Origin of the sequence: Streptomyces sp. NPDC005808 (assembly GCF_042871385.1) — a bacterium.
Taxonomy (GTDB): Bacteria; Actinomycetota; Actinomycetes; order Streptomycetales; family Streptomycetaceae; genus Streptomyces.
Genome location: NZ_JBIAIK010000009.1, coordinates 86,155 through 102,245, shown reverse-complemented (window position 1 = coordinate 102,245; position 16,091 = coordinate 86,155). Strand labels below are relative to the sequence as shown.

The 16,091-nt window shown below is 70.8% G+C and carries 9 protein-coding genes and 1 riboswitch; of the genes, 4 read left to right on the top strand and 5 right to left on the bottom strand.

Annotated features, from left to right (window positions below):
• Nucleotides 1-121: 121 nt before the first annotated feature.
• From ACFYPC_RS21150 to ACFYPC_RS21140, 3 genes are read right to left on the bottom strand one after another with little or no spacing between them, the layout of a single operon-like run.
• Nucleotides 122-1,390, bottom strand: coding sequence for a vWA domain-containing protein (locus tag ACFYPC_RS21150; protein WP_388678309.1), 1,269 nt, complete (start codon nucleotides 1,388-1,390; stop codon nucleotides 122-124).
• Nucleotides 1,387-4,005, bottom strand: coding sequence for a DUF5682 family protein (locus ACFYPC_RS21145; RefSeq protein ID WP_388678306.1), 2,619 nt, complete (start codon nucleotides 4,003-4,005; stop codon nucleotides 1,387-1,389). Before ACFYPC_RS21145 ends, ACFYPC_RS21150 begins: the two co-directional genes overlap by 4 nt.
• Nucleotides 4,002-5,153, bottom strand: coding sequence for an AAA family ATPase (locus ACFYPC_RS21140; protein ID WP_388678303.1), 1,152 nt, complete (start codon nucleotides 5,151-5,153; stop codon nucleotides 4,002-4,004). The genes ACFYPC_RS21145 and ACFYPC_RS21140 overlap by 4 nt, the downstream gene beginning before the upstream one ends.
• Before the next feature lie 145 nt (nucleotides 5,154-5,298).
• On the opposite strand from ACFYPC_RS21140, the gene ACFYPC_RS21135 reads away from it, so the two are divergent.
• Nucleotides 5,299-6,669 carry an SWIM zinc finger family protein gene (locus ACFYPC_RS21135; RefSeq protein ID WP_388678300.1) on the top strand — a complete coding sequence of 457 codons (1,371 nt, stop codon included), beginning with the start codon at nucleotides 5,299-5,301 and terminating at the stop codon, nucleotides 6,667-6,669.
• A 31-nt stretch (nucleotides 6,670-6,700) separates the two neighbouring features.
• Nucleotides 6,701-8,332, top strand: coding sequence for a DUF5691 domain-containing protein (locus tag ACFYPC_RS21130; RefSeq protein ID WP_388678297.1), 1,632 nt, complete (start codon nucleotides 6,701-6,703; stop codon nucleotides 8,330-8,332).
• A gap of 418 nt (nucleotides 8,333-8,750) precedes the next feature.
• Here the strand turns inward: ACFYPC_RS21130 and ACFYPC_RS21125 are convergent, their stop codons facing one another.
• Nucleotides 8,751-9,167, bottom strand: coding sequence for a cobalamin B12-binding domain-containing protein (locus ACFYPC_RS21125; protein ID WP_388678294.1), 417 nt, complete (start codon nucleotides 9,165-9,167; stop codon nucleotides 8,751-8,753).
• A 764-nt stretch (nucleotides 9,168-9,931) separates the two neighbouring features.
• Between ACFYPC_RS21125 and ACFYPC_RS21120 the strand changes: the two genes are divergently transcribed.
• Nucleotides 9,932-10,795: an esterase/lipase family protein gene (locus ACFYPC_RS21120; RefSeq protein WP_388678291.1), complete on the top strand. Its 864-nt coding sequence runs from the start codon at nucleotides 9,932-9,934 to the stop codon at nucleotides 10,793-10,795.
• A 324-nt stretch (nucleotides 10,796-11,119) separates the two neighbouring features.
• Nucleotides 11,120-12,706: a peptidoglycan DD-metalloendopeptidase family protein gene (locus ACFYPC_RS21115; RefSeq protein ID WP_388678288.1), complete on the top strand. Its 1,587-nt coding sequence runs from the start codon at nucleotides 11,120-11,122 to the stop codon at nucleotides 12,704-12,706.
• Nucleotides 12,707-12,958: 252 nt separating this feature from the next.
• Here ACFYPC_RS21115 and pcrA read toward each other — a convergent pair whose 3' ends face one another.
• A complete protein-coding gene (gene pcrA, locus ACFYPC_RS21110; RefSeq protein ID WP_388678286.1) occupies nucleotides 12,959-15,454 on the bottom strand; it encodes a DNA helicase PcrA in 2,496 nt (831 codons plus the stop codon).
• A gap of 458 nt (nucleotides 15,455-15,912) precedes the next feature.
• Nucleotides 15,913-16,084: riboswitch (cyclic di-AMP (ydaO/yuaA leader) on the top strand.
• Nucleotides 16,085-16,091 lie beyond the last annotated feature (7 nt).

Below are 16,091 nucleotides of genomic sequence, written 5' to 3'. Positions count from 1 at the left end.
GCCGGGGTTTGCCCGGTGAGGCCCTCTGAACAGCCCCGAGGGGCCCAGGGCGGTCGGTCCCCACCCCAATGGGGACCAACCGGACCCCAATGGGGACCAACCGGCCCTTCCGCGGACTTCCTCACGTGGTGTCCGGTATCGGCAACGGACGCTTCTCGACAGCCGCCGCCATCACCTCGGGAAACAGATCGGGTGTGCAGGCGAACGCCGGCGCGCCCAGCGCCGCGAGAGCCGCCGCGTGCTCACGGTCGTACGCCGGTGCCCCCTCGTCGGACAGCGCGAGCAGCGTCACGAACTGCACCCCCGACGCCCTCATCGCCGCGACCCGCTTGAGCATCTCGTTCCGTATCCCCCCTTCGTAGAGGTCGCTGATGAGCACCACGACCGTGTCGGCGGGCCTGGTGATCTGCGACTGGCAGTACGCGAGCGCCCTGTTGATGTCCGTACCGCCGCCGAGCTGCGTGCCGAAGAGGACGTCGACCGGGTCGTCGAGCTGGTCGGTGAGGTCGACGACGGCCGTGTCGAAGACGACGAGCCGGGTGTTGATGGACCGCATGGACGCGAGAACGGCGCCGAAGACGGAGGCATAGACGACGGAGGCCGCCATCGACCCCGACTGGTCGATGCAGAGGATGACCTCCTTCTTCACGGACTGCGATGCCCGCCCGTAGCCGATCAGCCGCTCGGGCACGATCGTGCGGTACTCAGGCAGGTAGTGCTTCAGGTTCGCCGCGATGGTGCGGTTCCAGTCGATGTCGTGGTGGCGGGGCCTGCTGATCCGGGCGCTGCGGTCGAGGGCGCCGGTGAGCGTGGCCCGGGTACGGGTGGCGAGCCGCTTCTCCAGATCCTCCACGACCTTCCGTACGACGGCCCGCGCGGTCTCCTTGGTCGTCTCCGGCATCGCCTTGTTGAGGGAGAGGAGGGTGCCCACCAGGTGTACGTCGGCCTCCACCGCCTCCAGCATCTCGGGCTCCAGCAGAAGGGCGGACAGCCCAAGCCTGTCTATGGCGTCCCGCTGCATGATCTGGACGACGGACGAAGGGAAGTACGTCCGGATGTCCCCGAGCCAGCGCGCGACAGACGGCGCGGACGCTCCGAGCCCAGCTGAACGGTCCCGCCCCGTCTGCCCCTTGCCCCCTTTCCCGTACAACGCGCCGAGCGCCCCGTCCATCGCAGCGTCCTGCCCGGTGAGAGCACGCCCGGTTCCGTCCGCCTCGTCGCCCCCGAGCACGAGCCGCCAGCGCCGCAGCCGCTCGCCCGCAGCGCCGGTCGCAGCACCGATGCCGGTCGCGTCGACCACGCCGGTCGCGTCGGTCGCGTCGGTCGCGTCGGTCGCGTCGGCCAGGTCATTCGCAGTGCTTACGCCGTTCGCGTCCGCCGGTGCGGTCATCGGGTCACCTCCACAAGGTCGTTGTCGTCGCTCGCCCGGTCGTCGGCTGTGGCGCCGCCGCTGGATTCGTCCAGGCCGAGCAGCAGCCGCAGCACCGGCAGTACGGCGTCCGCACGCTCGAAGTCGAGCTCGGGGGCGAACCCGGGTATCCCGGAGGCCACAGCCACGGCGCTGCCTCTCGTCCCTGGGCCGCGTCTGATCAGCTCGCCCAACGTCCGGCGCACCCCGGCCTCGTAGGCTGAGAACGTCCGCCGCAGCAACGGCAGCACATCGGTGAACGCCTCCGCCGGCACCCCGATCAGCCACGCGTCCACCAGACCGAGCAGCCGCTCGTCGTGCAGGAGCAGCATTCCGCCCCCGGGGCCACCGCCGACGAATCCCTCGATCCACGCGGCGGCGTCCCCAGGCTCCGTCCCCGGCGAAAGCACAAGACCCATGAGCCGGGCAGCCTCGTCCTGCGCCAACTCGCCGTCGTCCAGCAGCAGTCGCACGGCCCGTCCTCGGATCACCCCTGGCACGGTGTCCCGCCCGGCCAGCACCCGAAGCACGGAGTGCCAGCGGCGACGCATACCCCCGGATGACGGTTTGCCGTCGGACAGCGGCCTGCCGTCCGATGACGTGGCGACCGGGTCAAATGGCACGGCGGGGTCGGACGACGCGCCGATGTCAGGTGATGCGTCGGCGCCGGACGACGCGGCGGCGTCCGGTGATCCGTTGTCGGGTGCCCCCGCCAGCAGCCCCACCGCCCCCTGAACCGCGTCCACATGGCGTCGCATCTCCTCGGCGGCCTCGGCGTCGAGAGCCGCGCAGGCCGGCGGGAGTCCGACGAAGATCCGCTCGGCGAGGCCCGCCGCGACATCGTTGAGGGCCTGTGTGTCGGTGCCGCGTACGTCGCCGTAGCGCAGGGACCGGACCAGTGCGGGCAGGGCCTGGGCAAGGTGTCCGACGTCGGCGTCGAGGGCCGCCCGGTCGGCGAGGACCCGCATGACCACGGGCAGCGCCTCCGGGAGTTCGGCGAGGAGACAGCGCTCGGCGAGTGCCGTGACCTCGGCCAGGGAGCCCGCGCCGATGGCGTCCGCGTCGGCCTTGGCGGTCGCGGCGGAGAACACGGTCGTCCCCCAAACCCCGGCCTCGGCGACCCGCACGGCCAGCTCGGGCTCCCAGCGCAACCGCCAGGTCTCGCGGAAGGTTCCGGTGCTGCCGCGTGACGCGACGGGCTCGCCCCAGCCGATGGCCAGCAACCGCAGCCGGTGCAGGAGTCTGCTCCGCCCGGCGTCGGTCTCCTTGCGCAGGTCGAGCTCCAGCTCCCGCTCGGCCGCCTCCGGTTTGAGCCGCAGGCTCCGCTGAAGCCGCGCGAGGTCGCGCTGCAACGGCACCGCGGGTGCGGACTCCGGCACCTCCCCCATCACATCGCCGACCACGAGCCGGTCCCGCACGAGAGCCAGCGGCACGTCCGAGCCCTCGCACATCACGGCTCGTACGGCATCGGTGGTCTCGGTCAGGCCGGGCAGGGGACGGCCGCGGATCGCGGCGAGCGTGTCGGCCAGCCGAACCGCCTCGATGACGTGGGCGGACGAGACCATCCGGTCCTCGTCGCGCAGCAGCCGGGCGACCTTCGTCATCCACCGCTCGACCGGGCGGTCAGGGGCGCCGAACAGATGCCCGTACCAACCCGGCGAGTCGATGCCCGCCCCGTATCCGCTGACCCGGGAGAGCCGGCGGTGCGTCCACGGCACCCAGGTCATGTCGGCCTTGGCCTTGGGCAGCCCCTTGAGCAGCGCCCGGTCGGCGCCGACGGTGGTCTTCTGCCGCAGCGCGGGGACGTGCCAGGCACCGCACACCACGGCCACCTCGTCCCCGAACTCCCGCTGCGCCGAACGCATCTGGAGTCGCATGTACGCCTCGCGCAGGAGATCCCGCTCGTGCCCGCCGGCTCCGTACGCCTCGCGCAGCGCGCCCATCGCCTCCTCGAGTGCGGCGAACGGCGCGAACGGATCGCCTCCCGCCCCGCCCCGGTGCTCGACCACGTCCTCCCACCACCGCTCGGGGTCGTCATAACCGGCGGTCTCTGCCAGCACGGCGAGTGGGTCGACACGGACGGCTTCCGACGGGAGCTCCTCCTCATCCTCCGAGTGCTCCGCGGAGGCCCCTTCTTGTTCTTGCCCCCAGGCCAGCGTGTGGGTCGCCGGAAGGTCGATGAACCGGGCCGGGACTCCGTGATCCAGTGCCCAGCGGATGGCCACCCACTCCGGGGAGAACTCGGCCAGCGGCCAGAATGCCGAGCGGCCGGGCTCGTCCACGACGTGGGCGAGGAGGGCGACCGGGGGCCGCATGTCCGGGTCGGCTGCGAGCGGGATGAGATCGTCCGCCTCGGGAGGCCCCTCGATCAGTACGACCGGCGGAGCTGCTGCCTCCAGTGCGGTCCGCACGGCCCGCGCGGACCCCGGCCCGTGATGCCGCACGCCGAGCAGCAGCGGCCCCTGACCGAAAGCCCCTCCCCGCAGCAGTGGCCCGTGACCGAAAGCCCCTCCCCCAGGCGGTGGCCTCTCGACGTCCGTCACACGATCCCCCTCGGTCTCGACGTGCTCGGCGCTCTCCTCCCGGTCTCCGCTCATACGCTCACTTCCCGGCAGGCTCGGTAGAAGTCCTTCCAGCCGTCCCGCTCACGGACGACCGCCTCCAGGTACTCCTGCCAGATGACGCGGTCGGCCGCCGGGTCGCGGACGACGGCGCCGAGGATGCCGGCGGCGACGTCACCCGCTCGCAGGACGCCGTCGCCGAAGTGGGCTGCCAGCGCAAGCCCGTTGGTCACGACGGAGATCGCCTCGGCGGTGGAGAGCGTGCCGCTGGGCGACTTCAGCTTCGTACGCCCGTCGGCCGTGACTCCGTCGCGCAGCTCGCGGAAGACGGTCACGACGCGGCGGATCTCGGCGATGCCGTCGGGCGCGGCGGGCAGGTCGAGGGAGCGGCCGAGCTGGTCGACACGGCGCGAGACGATGTCGACCTCTGCGTCGGCGCTCTCCGGCAGGGGCAGCACCACCGTGTTGAAACGGCGGCGCAGCGCGCTCGACAGCTCATTGACCCCGCGGTCGCGGTCGTTGGCCGTGGCGATCACGTTGAAGCCGCGGACGGCCTGCACCTCCGAGCCCAACTCCGGTATGGGCAGCGTCTTCTCCGACAAGATCGTGATGAGCGTGTCCTGCACGTCGGCGGGGATACGGGTCAGTTCCTCGATCCGCGCCGTCATCCCTTCCGCCATGGCGCGCATGACCGGGCTCGGCACCAGGGCGGCCCGGCTCGGCCCGTGCGCGAGCAACTCGGCGTAGTTCCAGCCGTACCGGATCGCCTCCTCGGGCGTGCCGGCCGTGCCTTGCACGAGCAGCGTGGAGTCACCGCTGACCGCCGCGGCCAGATGCTCGGACACCCAGGTCTTGGCGGTGCCGGGCACACCGAGCAGGAGCAGCGCACGGTCGGTGGCAAGCGTGGTGACAGCTACCTCGACGATGCGGCGCGGTCCCACGTACTTGGGTGTGATCACCGTGCCGTCCGGCAGAGTGCCACCTTGCAGATAGGTCGCCACGGCCCACGGCGAAAGCCGCCAGCGGGCCGGACGCGGCCGGTCGTCCTGTGCGGCCAGCGCGGCGAGTTCGGCGGCGAAGGCGTCCTCGGCGTGTGGCCGCAACACCTCGCCCGCCTCGTGCGGGGCCGCGCCCGCGGGCGGATTGACGGACGTCGACTCACTCGGCTCAACGGAAACAGACATGGCTAGGTCCCCCTCCAGCTCGGCCGGTTCGATCGGCCGGTTCGGACTGGTTCCACCGTGCACCACGCCACTGACAATGCGATCTGACCTGCGCAAACGCCGTTGCGGGAGTCGATTGTCAGTGGTGGGACCTACCTTCGATGACATGACTCAGCAGGGGGTGCGCTGGACTGCGGATCAGGTGCTGGCACTGGCGCCTGACGCAGCGTCACGCAAAGCGGGAAGCAAGCTCGGCGCGACCGGGCCGTGGTCGGAGACAGGCAGTTCTGACGAGGGGACGGTATGGGGACTGTGCGCGGGAAGTGGCAGCAAGCCGTATCAGACGGTCATCGATATCGCGGACCCCACCGGGCCCGCGTACAAGTGCAGTTGCCCAAGCCGCAAGTTCCCGTGCAAGCACGCGCTCGGGCTGCTGCTGCTCTGGGCGGGCGAGGAGGGCACGGTGCCGCGGGGGCATGCACCGGACTGGGCGGAGCAGTGGACAAAGGGGAGACGACAGCGCGCGGAGGCGAAGGGGACGACGACGGGCGGGGCATCTGGGACGGCCTCGTCGGGTGATCCGGAGGGGGCACGGCGCCGGGCGGAGCGGCGGGCCGAGCGGATCACCGCGGGCGCGGCGGAGCTGGAGCAGCGGCTGGCGGACCTGTTGCGGGGCGGCCTGGCCGGGGCCGAGCAGGCGGGGTACGGCCTGTGGGAGGAGACGGCGGCCCGGATGGTCGACGCGCAGGCACCTGGACTGGCCGCGCGGGTGCGGGAGTTGGGAGCGGTTCCGTCGTCCGGCCCGGGCTGGCCGGTGCGGCTCCTGGAGGAGTGTGCGCTGTTGCACCTCCTCGACCAGGGCTGGCTGCGGCGCGAGCGACTGCCGGACGGCCTTGCCACGACGGTCCGTTCCCGGATCGGGCTGCCCAGCTCGGCCGACGGGCCACCGGTGCGCGACCGCTGGCTGGTCCTGGCCCAGTACGACACGGCGGACAGCCGTCTCACCACACGCAGGATCTGGCTGCACGGATCGAGGTCCGGCCGCACCGCGCTGCTCCTCTCCTACGGAGCCGCAGGCCGCGCACCGGACCTGGCTCTGCCCGTCGGGCTGGCCTTCGAGGCGGAGCTGTCGGCGTACACCGGGCAACTACGAGCGGCACTGGGCGAACAGTTCACACCCCCGGCCCCCACCACGACACGGCCTCCGGGAGTCACCACATCCCGGGCGGCGGCCTGTTACGGAGAGGCTCTGCGGGCCGACCCGTGGCTCGACTCCTACCCCGTCACCCTGGACCGGGTCATACCGACCCCGGACGGCGACACAACCGCGGGCCCGCCACGCTGGCAACTGGCCGACGCCGACGGGGAGCTGGCCCTGCCCATCACCCCGGCGTGCCGCTCCCTCCCCGGCCTGTGGCGCCTCGTCGCCCTCTCCGGCGGCGCTCCCGTCACCGTTTTCGGCGAGTGCGGCCACCACGGCTTCACTCCTCTGACGGCGTGGCCAGAGGGCCAGGGAGAGGCGGTGCCGCTGTGCTGACCAGCTCCGTACGGAAAGGAAGCCGACGCTCATGAACACGACCTCTGCTCCACCGGGAGCGTCCGCCGGGAACTGCTGGGAGGACCTCGTCACCGTGGCGCTGCTCGGAACCGAGCGGCGTACGCCTCCAGGGTGCGGGCCGGGACAGGACGCACCGACGGCCCTCCTGGACGTGGCCGCGGTGGAGACGCTGCGGCGGCGGGCCGGGGTGCGGCCGGCACGTGCGGCATCCCGGCCCGACCCGGCGGCGCCGGATCCACGCCCGCCCCTGCCGGCCGCCGCGGCCCACAGACTCACACTGCTCCTGGCGGACCGGCCCGGCACCGGAGGCGGCAGCCGCAGAGGAACGGCACCTGATCTCATGGAGCTGCTGCCGCAGTGGCTCGCCCTGGCCAATGCGCACGGGTTCGCGGCACCCCCGCAAGCCCTGCCCGCGCTCCTGGACACGGCCCGGGGCCGGACGGATCTACGCCCGGCCGCGCTGACCTTCGCCGGGCCGCGCGCCCTGTGGCTGGCACGGCTGAACCCGGAATGGCGCTTCGCACTGCGCTCCATGCCGGGCGGCGGCACGGCGCTCCCGGACTCCGCTGAGCCCGAGCGCGTACAACAGCTCTGGCAGGAAGGCCTGTTCGCCGAGCGGGTCGCGCTGCTCACGGCGATACGGACCCGACAGCCGGCCGCCGCACGCGAACTGCTCACCACGACATGGGCGACCGAGCGGGCCGAGGACCGACTGATGTTCCTCGACTCACTGCGGTCAAAGCTGGGCGCTGCCGACGAGCCTTTCCTGGAACAGGCGCTCGCCGACCGGAGCCGCAACGTGCGGGCGACGGCGGCCGAGTTGCTGTCCGCACTGCCGGAATCAGCGCTCGCCGCGCGGATGGCTGCCCGAGCGGGTTCCTGCGTGGCTGTCGACCGAACCCGGGGCACCCCCACGATCGTGGTCGAGGCACCGCATGAGTGCGACCCCGGCATGGAGCGGGACGGCGTGGTGCCGAAGGCGCCCGCCGGGCGAGGTGAACGGTCCTGGTGGCTGGGCCAGTTGGTCGAAGCGGCACCACTCTCGACCTGGCCGCGACGGCTGGGCGGGCGTACTCCGGATGACATCGTCGCGCTGCCCGTGGCGGACGACTGGCAGGGCGAGCTGCACGCCGCGTGGTGCCGGGCCGCGGTGCGGCAGCGGGATCCGGGGTGGTCCAGGGCCCTCCTCGGGGCGCCCTCCGCCCCTGAGGCCGGGGGGCCCGGAGCGGTGTCCCTGGCGGAGCGGTCGAAACTCCTCGCCACGTTGGGCTCGGCCGAGCGGGCGGAGTGGGTGGCCGGGTTCATCGGCACGCACGGGTTGTCCGAGGCGTTTCAGTTGCTCGGGGTGTGTGCGGTGCCCTGGACGGGGAGCTTGGGGCGGGCGGTGGTCGACGCGCTCGATATCGCGCGGGACGCGGGAAGTTACCCCTGGAGCTTCAGTGGGGTCATGGGGCTGGCCGAGCGTTGCCTCGACCCTGCCGAGGCCGTACGACTCGAAGCGCTCACGGGCGTTCCCGACGAACCGGAGCACGCCGCCCCCGGCGCCGGCAGCTACTGGTCCGAGGCCTTCCAACGCCTCGTCACCACCCTCCGCCTACGCACCACGATGACCAAAGAACTCACCCCGCCCACCTCGACGTAGAGGAGTTTCCTTGCCCCCTCCAAACGCCCATAGGGCTCGTCAACGACCCGGACGGACCGGACGGGCCGGACGGGCCAAAGATCTCAGCCCCGCCGGGGCTGAAGAGATGAGGACTGCCCACCGGAGCTGGAAAATGTTGCTGCGACCCCCGCAGCGGCAGCCGAATGACGGCGGAAGGGGGCGTGCCGGTACGTCCAGATGCCCGTCGCGTACGCCCGCGTCACCGGACCCCCACACCCCTGCCCGACGCCTGATCCGGCGGCGACGGGCGGGACGTACCGGCACGCCCCCGACCCACCCACCGGACGACACCCGCACCCGCACCGGCACCGGCAGCGGCCAGCACGCACACGCACCGCACAGCTACCCCCGGCTAGCACGCACCCGCACCCACCCGCACAAGGCGCCCCCGCCAGCCCTACGCGCCGGCAGGCTGCCGAACATTCGCCCGCACCCAGTCCACGATCGACCCGGTGGTCGCCCCCGGGGTGAAGATCTCCGCGACCCCCTTCTCCTTGAGAGGAGCGATGTCCGCCTCGGGAATGATCCCGCCGCCGAAGACCTTGATGTCGTCCGCCTCGCGCTCCTTGAGGAGGTCGATGACGGCCGAGAACAGCGTGTTGTGGGCGCCGGACAGGATCGAGAGACCGATCGCGTCGGCGTCCTCCTGGATCGCGGTGTCGACGATCTGCTCGGGAGTCTGATGGAGCCCGGTGTAGATGACCTCCATACCGGCGTCGCGCAGCGCCCGCGCGATCACCTTGGCCCCGCGATCGTGGCCGTCGAGCCCCGGCTTGGCCACCACCACGCGGATCGGACCGGCTGCCACACCCATCACTGCCTCCATGAACCGACTACACGAACCTGCACCAACACACACGGACAGCTATTGCACATTGCATCGCTCAGCAGACCATGCACGGACCAGCCGCACACCACACGCGGCGCCCACCGCACAGGCGCCCGGCCCCCGCATCGGCCGACGAAGTGAACGAACGTTATCCCCAGCATCCCGCAACCGGCAGTTTCGCGGTGGGTACCGAGGGGGAAATCACACGTGGGACAAGTTAGCCGCGCACCGCTCCGGGTTTTTGCGGCACACGCACCGCATGGACCCGCGGCGCATGGGCCCCGGCCGGAGTCCGCGCAAGGAGAGCCGCTATCAGGTGGCCGCACCACGGCGTCGTCAGCGGGACACCGCGGTGGTGGGGCACATCGGCGATGGCACGACGATTGCACGACAGCGGGGAGCCAGCCCCGTACGAGGACGACGAGGACCGAGGGCCCCACCGCACGCCGGAGGAGCCCGCCGCCGCACAGCCGGCGAAGACAGGAACCCACGTCACCCCGACGGAACGGCCCCCCGTCGCGTCACCGGCGCCCCACGCGCCACAGACGTATCGTCGCGACACCACCGACACCGGCCGAACGACCGCCGAGCCGAACCGGGCCCGGCGTCGAGCCGGGATCGGCCGGCCTCGACCCGGCACCCTGCCGAGTTCGAGCCGACGTCGACCGAGTCACCACCGGCAAACGCGACTCTCCACGAGTGCACACGGGGGACAGAGCTGCCCTCCGCGTGCCGACAGGAGGTCGGCCATGAAGGTCACCAGGGCAGCGTTGCCCTTTCTTCCCCTCTGCCAGCGCCTGTTTCCGAGCAGGCTGGCAGGCCTCTCGATGGTTCTCCTGAAGGCGACAGCCCTGGAGATCGCGATCCTCGCCGGACACCTCCTCCTCTACCCATCAGGCGTGGCCCAGGAGCGCCGCGCCACCCCCACGCTTCCCTCACCGGAGGCCACACGGCTACCCACCGAGGCCAAGCCCCCGGTCGTCCTCCTGCACGGCTTCATAGACAACCGCTCGGTCTTCGTCCTGCTGCGCCGCAGCCTCGCCCAGCACGGCAGGCAGCACATCGAGTCCCTCAACTACTCGCCCCTGACATGCGACATCCGCACCGCCGCGGAGCTGCTCGGCCGGCACATAGTGGAGATCTGCGAGCGCACGGGCCAGGACCGCGTGGACATCGTCGGGCACAGCCTCGGCGGACTGATCGCGCGTTACTACGTGCAGTGCCTCGGCGGCGACGCGCACGTGCGCACCCTCGTCACGCTCGGCACACCGCACTCGGGAACCCGCGTGGCCCCATTGATGAACGCACATCCGATCGTCCGTCAGATGCGCCCGGGCTCCGAAGTGATCGAGGAACTGCGCAGGCCGGCGCCGGGCTGCCGCACGCGTTTCGTGAGCTTCTGGAGCGACCTCGACCAGCTCATGGATCCGCTGGAGACGGCCTGCGTCAATCACCCGGACCTGCTCGCACAGAACGTACGGGTGAGCGGTGTCGGCCATCTCGCCCTGACCGTGCATCCCGCCGTCGCGACCGGCATACGGCAGGCGTTGGACACCCCGGAACAGCCGGTCCCGGCCGCCGTTCACACCAGCGGCGGCCTCACCGTCGCCTGACGCCGGTGTGCCAGTCACCCGGGAGAGAAGAGAGGGGGGAGAGGAACCGGGAGTGGGGGGAAGTGGCCCCCGACAGCCGGCCGAGAGCGGGCGAAGTGGGCCCCGACAGCCGGCCGAGAGCGAGCTGACAGCGGGCGGACAGCCGTCCAGAATCGAACGATGGTCGAACGCCAGGCCAAAGCCGTGCCCACAGTCCCCCGAAACACCGCCGAATGCCCGTTTCCTGCGACGGGGAAACCTGCGGAAGATTGTCGCGCGCGCGTACTGCCGGGTACAGTCACCGCACTGCTCTGCCAGCCCCTGTTGTCGGCGAAAGAGAAGTTGGTGAACGACCGTCCTCCGTCGGGGATTGCCACTCCCCCGGCCACGGCTTCCGATGCCGCCCCGACGCCTTACGCGTCGCACAGCGGGCAGGAAGCCCAGTACGGCGACTTCACCACGTACGACGGTTACCCCGCCACCGGTTTTGAAACGGGCTCCAACGCCGCATATGCGACCGGGCACTTCGGAACGCCGGCCTTCGAGACCGCAGCTTTCGAAACGGCGAGCTTCGCGACCGACCCCCTCTTCGGCGACATGCCGGGCGACGGCACGGGTTCGTACGACGCCACGCAGTGGAGCACCGGCGGCCACCAGACGCTGAGCACCGGCAGCCACCAGACGCTGAACTACGACCCGTACGCGGCGCAGCACCAGGCCGCCTACGACACGGGCAGCTATGAAACGACGACGTGGGCGGCCGGCTACCAGCAGCTCGCCGACGTTCCCGCGCAGCACCCCAACCCGGACGCCTCGGGCCAGTGGGACGCGAACGCCTGGCTCCATCCCGAGCAGCCGGCCGACCGGACCCAGCAGTGGAGCGCACCCACCCAGGACACGGGCGCGTACGACGCCACGCAGTGGAACACCGCCGGTGGCCACGACACATACGAACACGAACACCCGCAGCCCGAGTCCTACGAGCATCAGCATCAGTCCGAGCCCGAACCCCTCGACCAGTCGGCGACCGCGACCTTCGAGCAGGTCCAGCACGAGCAACCCGCCGCCGCGGAGGAGAAGTTCGAGGGTCCGGCCGACAGTCATGACGCAGGCGACGAGCCCGAGGCGTCGCTGCTGCTCGACGACATGGAAGAAGTGATCCTGGCCCCGCGATCCGTGTCGCGGTCCGCCGCCCGCTCCCGTCGCCGTAGCCCTGCGAAACGTTCCGCGCTGCTGACCGTGGCCGTTCCCTCAGCCTGTGTGATGGGGGTCGCGGGGATCGCCGCCGCCTCGGTGGTCAGCGTCGACGGGGACGAGACCCAGGGTCAGACGCTCAGCGCGTCTTCCGCGACCGAGGTGAAACCGTCCACCGCGAACAACAAGCTGGACACTCAGCTCGAGAGTCTCTCCGCGGGCGCCGACGACTTCGCCGACCGGGCGAGCCGCACGCAGGAACGTATCGACCTCGAAGCCGAGCAGGAAGCACAGCGCAAGAAGGCGGCGGAGGCGGCCGCGACCAAGGAGCGGCTTCGTCCGAAGTTCGCGCTGCCGGTGGCGCAGCACGGGCTCAGCGCGTACTTCGGCCAGGCGGGCGTCAACTGGATGTCGATCCACACAGGCATCGACTTCCCGGTGCCGTACGGCACGACGGTTATGGCCGCGACCGACGGGACCGTCCGGACGCAGTGGAACAGCGCCTACGGCAACATGATGATCGTGACCGCGATGGACGGCACGGAGACGTGGTACTGCCATCTCTCCAGCTACCAGGTCGCGTCCGGCACGACCGTGAAGGCCGGTGACCCGATCGCGAACTCCGGGAACTCCGGCAACTCCACCGGCCCGCACCTGCACTTCGAGGTCCGCCCTGCAGGCGGCTCGGCGATCGACCCGCTGTCATGGCTGCGCAGCCACGGCCTGGACCCGACGTAACCACCGCGTCCCCTCCTGGCCCCGGACCGACGTGACCACCAGATCCCCACCTGGCCCGTGCCCGACACAGCCACGGGATCCCCGTCCGCGCCGGACCCGACGTAACCACCAGACCCCCGCCCGGCCCAGACCCGACACAGCCACCAGGTCCCGGCCCGGCCCGGACCCAACCAAACCAACCCAAGACGTGACCGCCAGCCCCCACCCCTCGCCCCCGCGCCTACATACCTACATACCTACATACCTACATACCTACAGCTTCTCCACCGGCGCGTACCGCAGCAGCAGCCGCTTCGGCTTGGGCTCCCCGAAGTCGACCGTCGCCTCGGCGTTCGCGCCCGTGCCCTTCACCTCGACGACCGTGCCCAGGCCGAACTGGTCGTGCGTGACCCGGTCGCCGACCGCCAGCGACACCACCGGCTTCTCCGCGATCCCGCGCCGCGTCGCGAAACCGGAGGCACCCGAGGCCGCGGACCGCGAACGTGAGGCCGACAGCGAGGACGACAGTGAAGCCGCCACGCCCGACACGGGGCTCGACGAGGCGGGACCCATCGCACCCGTGCGCTTCCAGTCCAGGTGGGCGTCCGGGATCTCCTCCAGGAAGCGGGACGGCGGGTTGTACGAGGGCTGCCCCCACGCACTGCGCAGGGACGACCGCGTCAGATACAGCCGCTCCCGCGCGCGCGTGATGCCGACGTACGCGAGGCGCCGCTCCTCCTCCAGCTCCTTGGCCTGTCCCAGCGCGCGCATGTGCGGGAAGACGCCGTCCTCCATGCCCGTCAGGAACACCACGGGGAACTCGAGGCCCTTGGCGGTGTGCAGGGTCATGAGGGTGATGACGCCGTTGCCGTCCTCCTCGTCGGGGATCTGGTCGGAGTCGGCGACGAGCGCGACCCGCTCGAGGAAGGCCGAGAGCCCGCCCGGGGTCTCCCCCTCGCCGGTCTCCTGCTCGAACTCCAGGGCGACGGCGGCGAGTTCCTGAAGGTTCTCGATCCGGGTCTCGTCCTGCGGGTCGGTCGAGGCCTGCAGCTCCGCGAGGTAGCCGGTGCGTTCCAGTACCGCCTCCAGGACAGTGGCCGGACCCGCTCCCGACTCGACGATCGTCCGCAGGTCCTCCATCAGCGTGTTGAACCGCTTGACCGCGTTCGTGGAGCGGGCCGCCATCCCGTAGGCCTCGTCCACGCGTCGCAGCGCCTGCGGGAAGCTGATCTTCTCGCGCTGTGAGAGGGCGTCGATCATCGCCTCGGCGCGGTCGCCGATGCCGCGCTTGGGGACGTTGAGAATCCGGCGCAGCGGAACGGAGTCCTCCGGGTTGGACAGCACCCGCAGATACGCGAGGACGTCCCGGACCTCCTTGCGCTCGTAGAAGCGGACGCCGCCGACGACCTTGTACGGCAGGCCTACGCGGATGAAGACTTCTTCGAATACACGGGACTGGGCGTTCGTACGGTAGAAGACCGCGACATCGCCGGCCTTGGCGTCGCCCGCGTCGGTGAGACGGTCTATTTCGTCGGCGACGAACTGGGCCTCGTCGTGCTCGGTGTCGGCGACGTAGCCGGTGATGTTCGAACCCGCGCCCGCGTTCGTCCACAGGTTCTTGGGGCGGCGGGATTCGTTGCGCTCGATGACCGCGTTGGCCGCGCTGAGGATCGTCTGGGTGGAGCGGTAGTTCTGCTCCAGGAGGATCGTCGTCGCGTTCGGGTAGTCCTCCTCGAACTGGAGGATGTTGCGGATGGTGGCGCCGCGGAAGGCATAGATCGACTGGTCGGCGTCGCCCACGACGCACAGCTCGGCGGGCGGCAGGTCGTGGTCACTGGGCGGAACGTCCACGGGGTGCTCGGAGGTGCCGACGAGTTCGCGCACCAGGGCGTACTGCGCGTGGTTGGTGTCCTGGTACTCGTCCACCAGGACGTGCCGGAAGCGGCGGTGGTAGTGCTCGGCGACGTCCGGGAAGGCGCGCAGCAGGTTGACCGTCGTCATGATCAGGTCGTCGAAGTCGAGCGCGTTGGCCTCACGCAGCCGCGACTGGTACATGGCGTAGGCCTGGGCGAGGGTCTTCTCGAAGCCGTCGGTGGCCTGCGCTGCGAAGTCCTCCTCGTCGATCAGCTCGTTCTTCAGGTTCGAGATCTTGGCACTGAAGGACTTCGGCGGGAAACGCTTCGGATCGAGGTCCAGGTCACGGCAGACCAGGGCCATGAGCCGCTTGCTGTCGGCGGCGTCGTAGATCGAGAACGACGACGTGAAGCCGAGCCGCTTGCTCTCGCGGCGCAGGATCCGTACGCACGCGCTGTGGAAGGTCATCACCCACATGGCGTTGGCGCGCGGGCCGACGAGGTGCTCGACGCGCTCCTTCATCTCGCCCGCGGCCTTGTTGGTGAAGGTGATCGCGAGGATCTGGCCGGGGTGGACCTGGCGCTCGCCCAGCAGATACGCGATCCGGTGCGTGAGCACGCGGGTCTTGCCGGAACCCGCGCCGGCCACGATGAGCAGAGGGGAGCCGGAGTGCACCACGGCCGCCCGCTGGTTCTCGTTCAGCCCGTCCAGGAGCGCGGCCGCGTCCACGACGGGGCGCGGGGCGCCGTCGCGGTAGTACGCGTCCCGGCTCGGCGGCGCGTCGAAGCGGCCGCCGAACAGGTCGTCCGGAAGCGGCTCGGCCGCTCCGTCCTCGGGCGGCGGCGGGGGCTCTTCCTCATGAGCCCCCGAGGGCTTGAGGTCCGCCAGGAAGCTGTCATCAAAGAGGCTGCTCATCGCTCTCCGAGTCTAGGCGGCCCCACTGACACCCCGCCGCCACCCCGAAAACTCCACCGGAACTCGTGACGGTGCTCAGCGTCCGAGAATCTTCCGGAGCCGGCCGCCCTCCACCTTCGTGCGCCTCCACCCACCTTCGTACTCTCCAGTTCGTACCCCTCCAGAACCATGCCGTCACGTTCAGCGACCGGCCGGACCGGCACGCGCCCCGTCTCGCCGTACGGGTCCACGGCAACCCCCACCGCGAACGGCAAACCTCCGGGTTCACGTGCGCTCCCTCCACCGCTCCACGCAACTCGCCCCATACCCCTCCCAATTGACAACGGACGGCGAAGCGCATGACTAAGGTCACGAAAACGTATCGGGCATTTCGAACATCAACCTTCACAGAAGCCGCACGAGTTGGCTAGCGTGCTGATCAGGCCGCCCGACCCCCACCGGCGAACGTCGCCGGGCCGCGGTGGCCTCCGCCGAATTCGGTGTGCCCTCGTGGCAGCCGGAACCGGGGACCCACCGAACTTGGGGTGAATCGGTCCAACTGCCTTGTCGGGCAGGGACCGTAGGGCAACCCTTCCGAACCACCCGCCCGAACCCGACAGCTAACCCGGTAGGCGGATGATGGAAGGAGTCGCCTCCC

Excerpts from the sequence above, each read along its gene's own strand:
- ACFYPC_RS21150 (WP_388678309.1), bottom strand. The coding sequence starts at position 1,390 with ATGACCGCACCGGCGGACGCGAACGGCGTAAGCACTGCGAATGACCTG.
- ACFYPC_RS21125 (WP_388678294.1), bottom strand. The coding sequence starts at position 9,167 with ATGGGTGTGGCAGCCGGTCCGATCCGCGTGGTGGTGGCCAAGCCGGGG.
- ACFYPC_RS21135 (WP_388678300.1), top strand. The coding sequence starts at position 5,299 with ATGACTCAGCAGGGGGTGCGCTGGACTGCGGATCAGGTGCTGGCACTG.
- ACFYPC_RS21145 (WP_388678306.1), bottom strand. The coding sequence starts at position 4,005 with ATGAGCGGAGACCGGGAGGAGAGCGCCGAGCACGTCGAGACCGAGGGG.
- ACFYPC_RS21130 (WP_388678297.1), top strand. The coding sequence starts at position 6,701 with ATGAACACGACCTCTGCTCCACCGGGAGCGTCCGCCGGGAACTGCTGG.
- pcrA (WP_388678286.1), bottom strand. The coding sequence starts at position 15,454 with ATGAGCAGCCTCTTTGATGACAGCTTCCTGGCGGACCTCAAGCCCTCG.
- ACFYPC_RS21140 (WP_388678303.1), bottom strand. The coding sequence starts at position 5,153 with ATGTCTGTTTCCGTTGAGCCGAGTGAGTCGACGTCCGTCAATCCGCCC.
- ACFYPC_RS21120 (WP_388678291.1), top strand. The coding sequence starts at position 9,932 with ATGAAGGTCACCAGGGCAGCGTTGCCCTTTCTTCCCCTCTGCCAGCGC.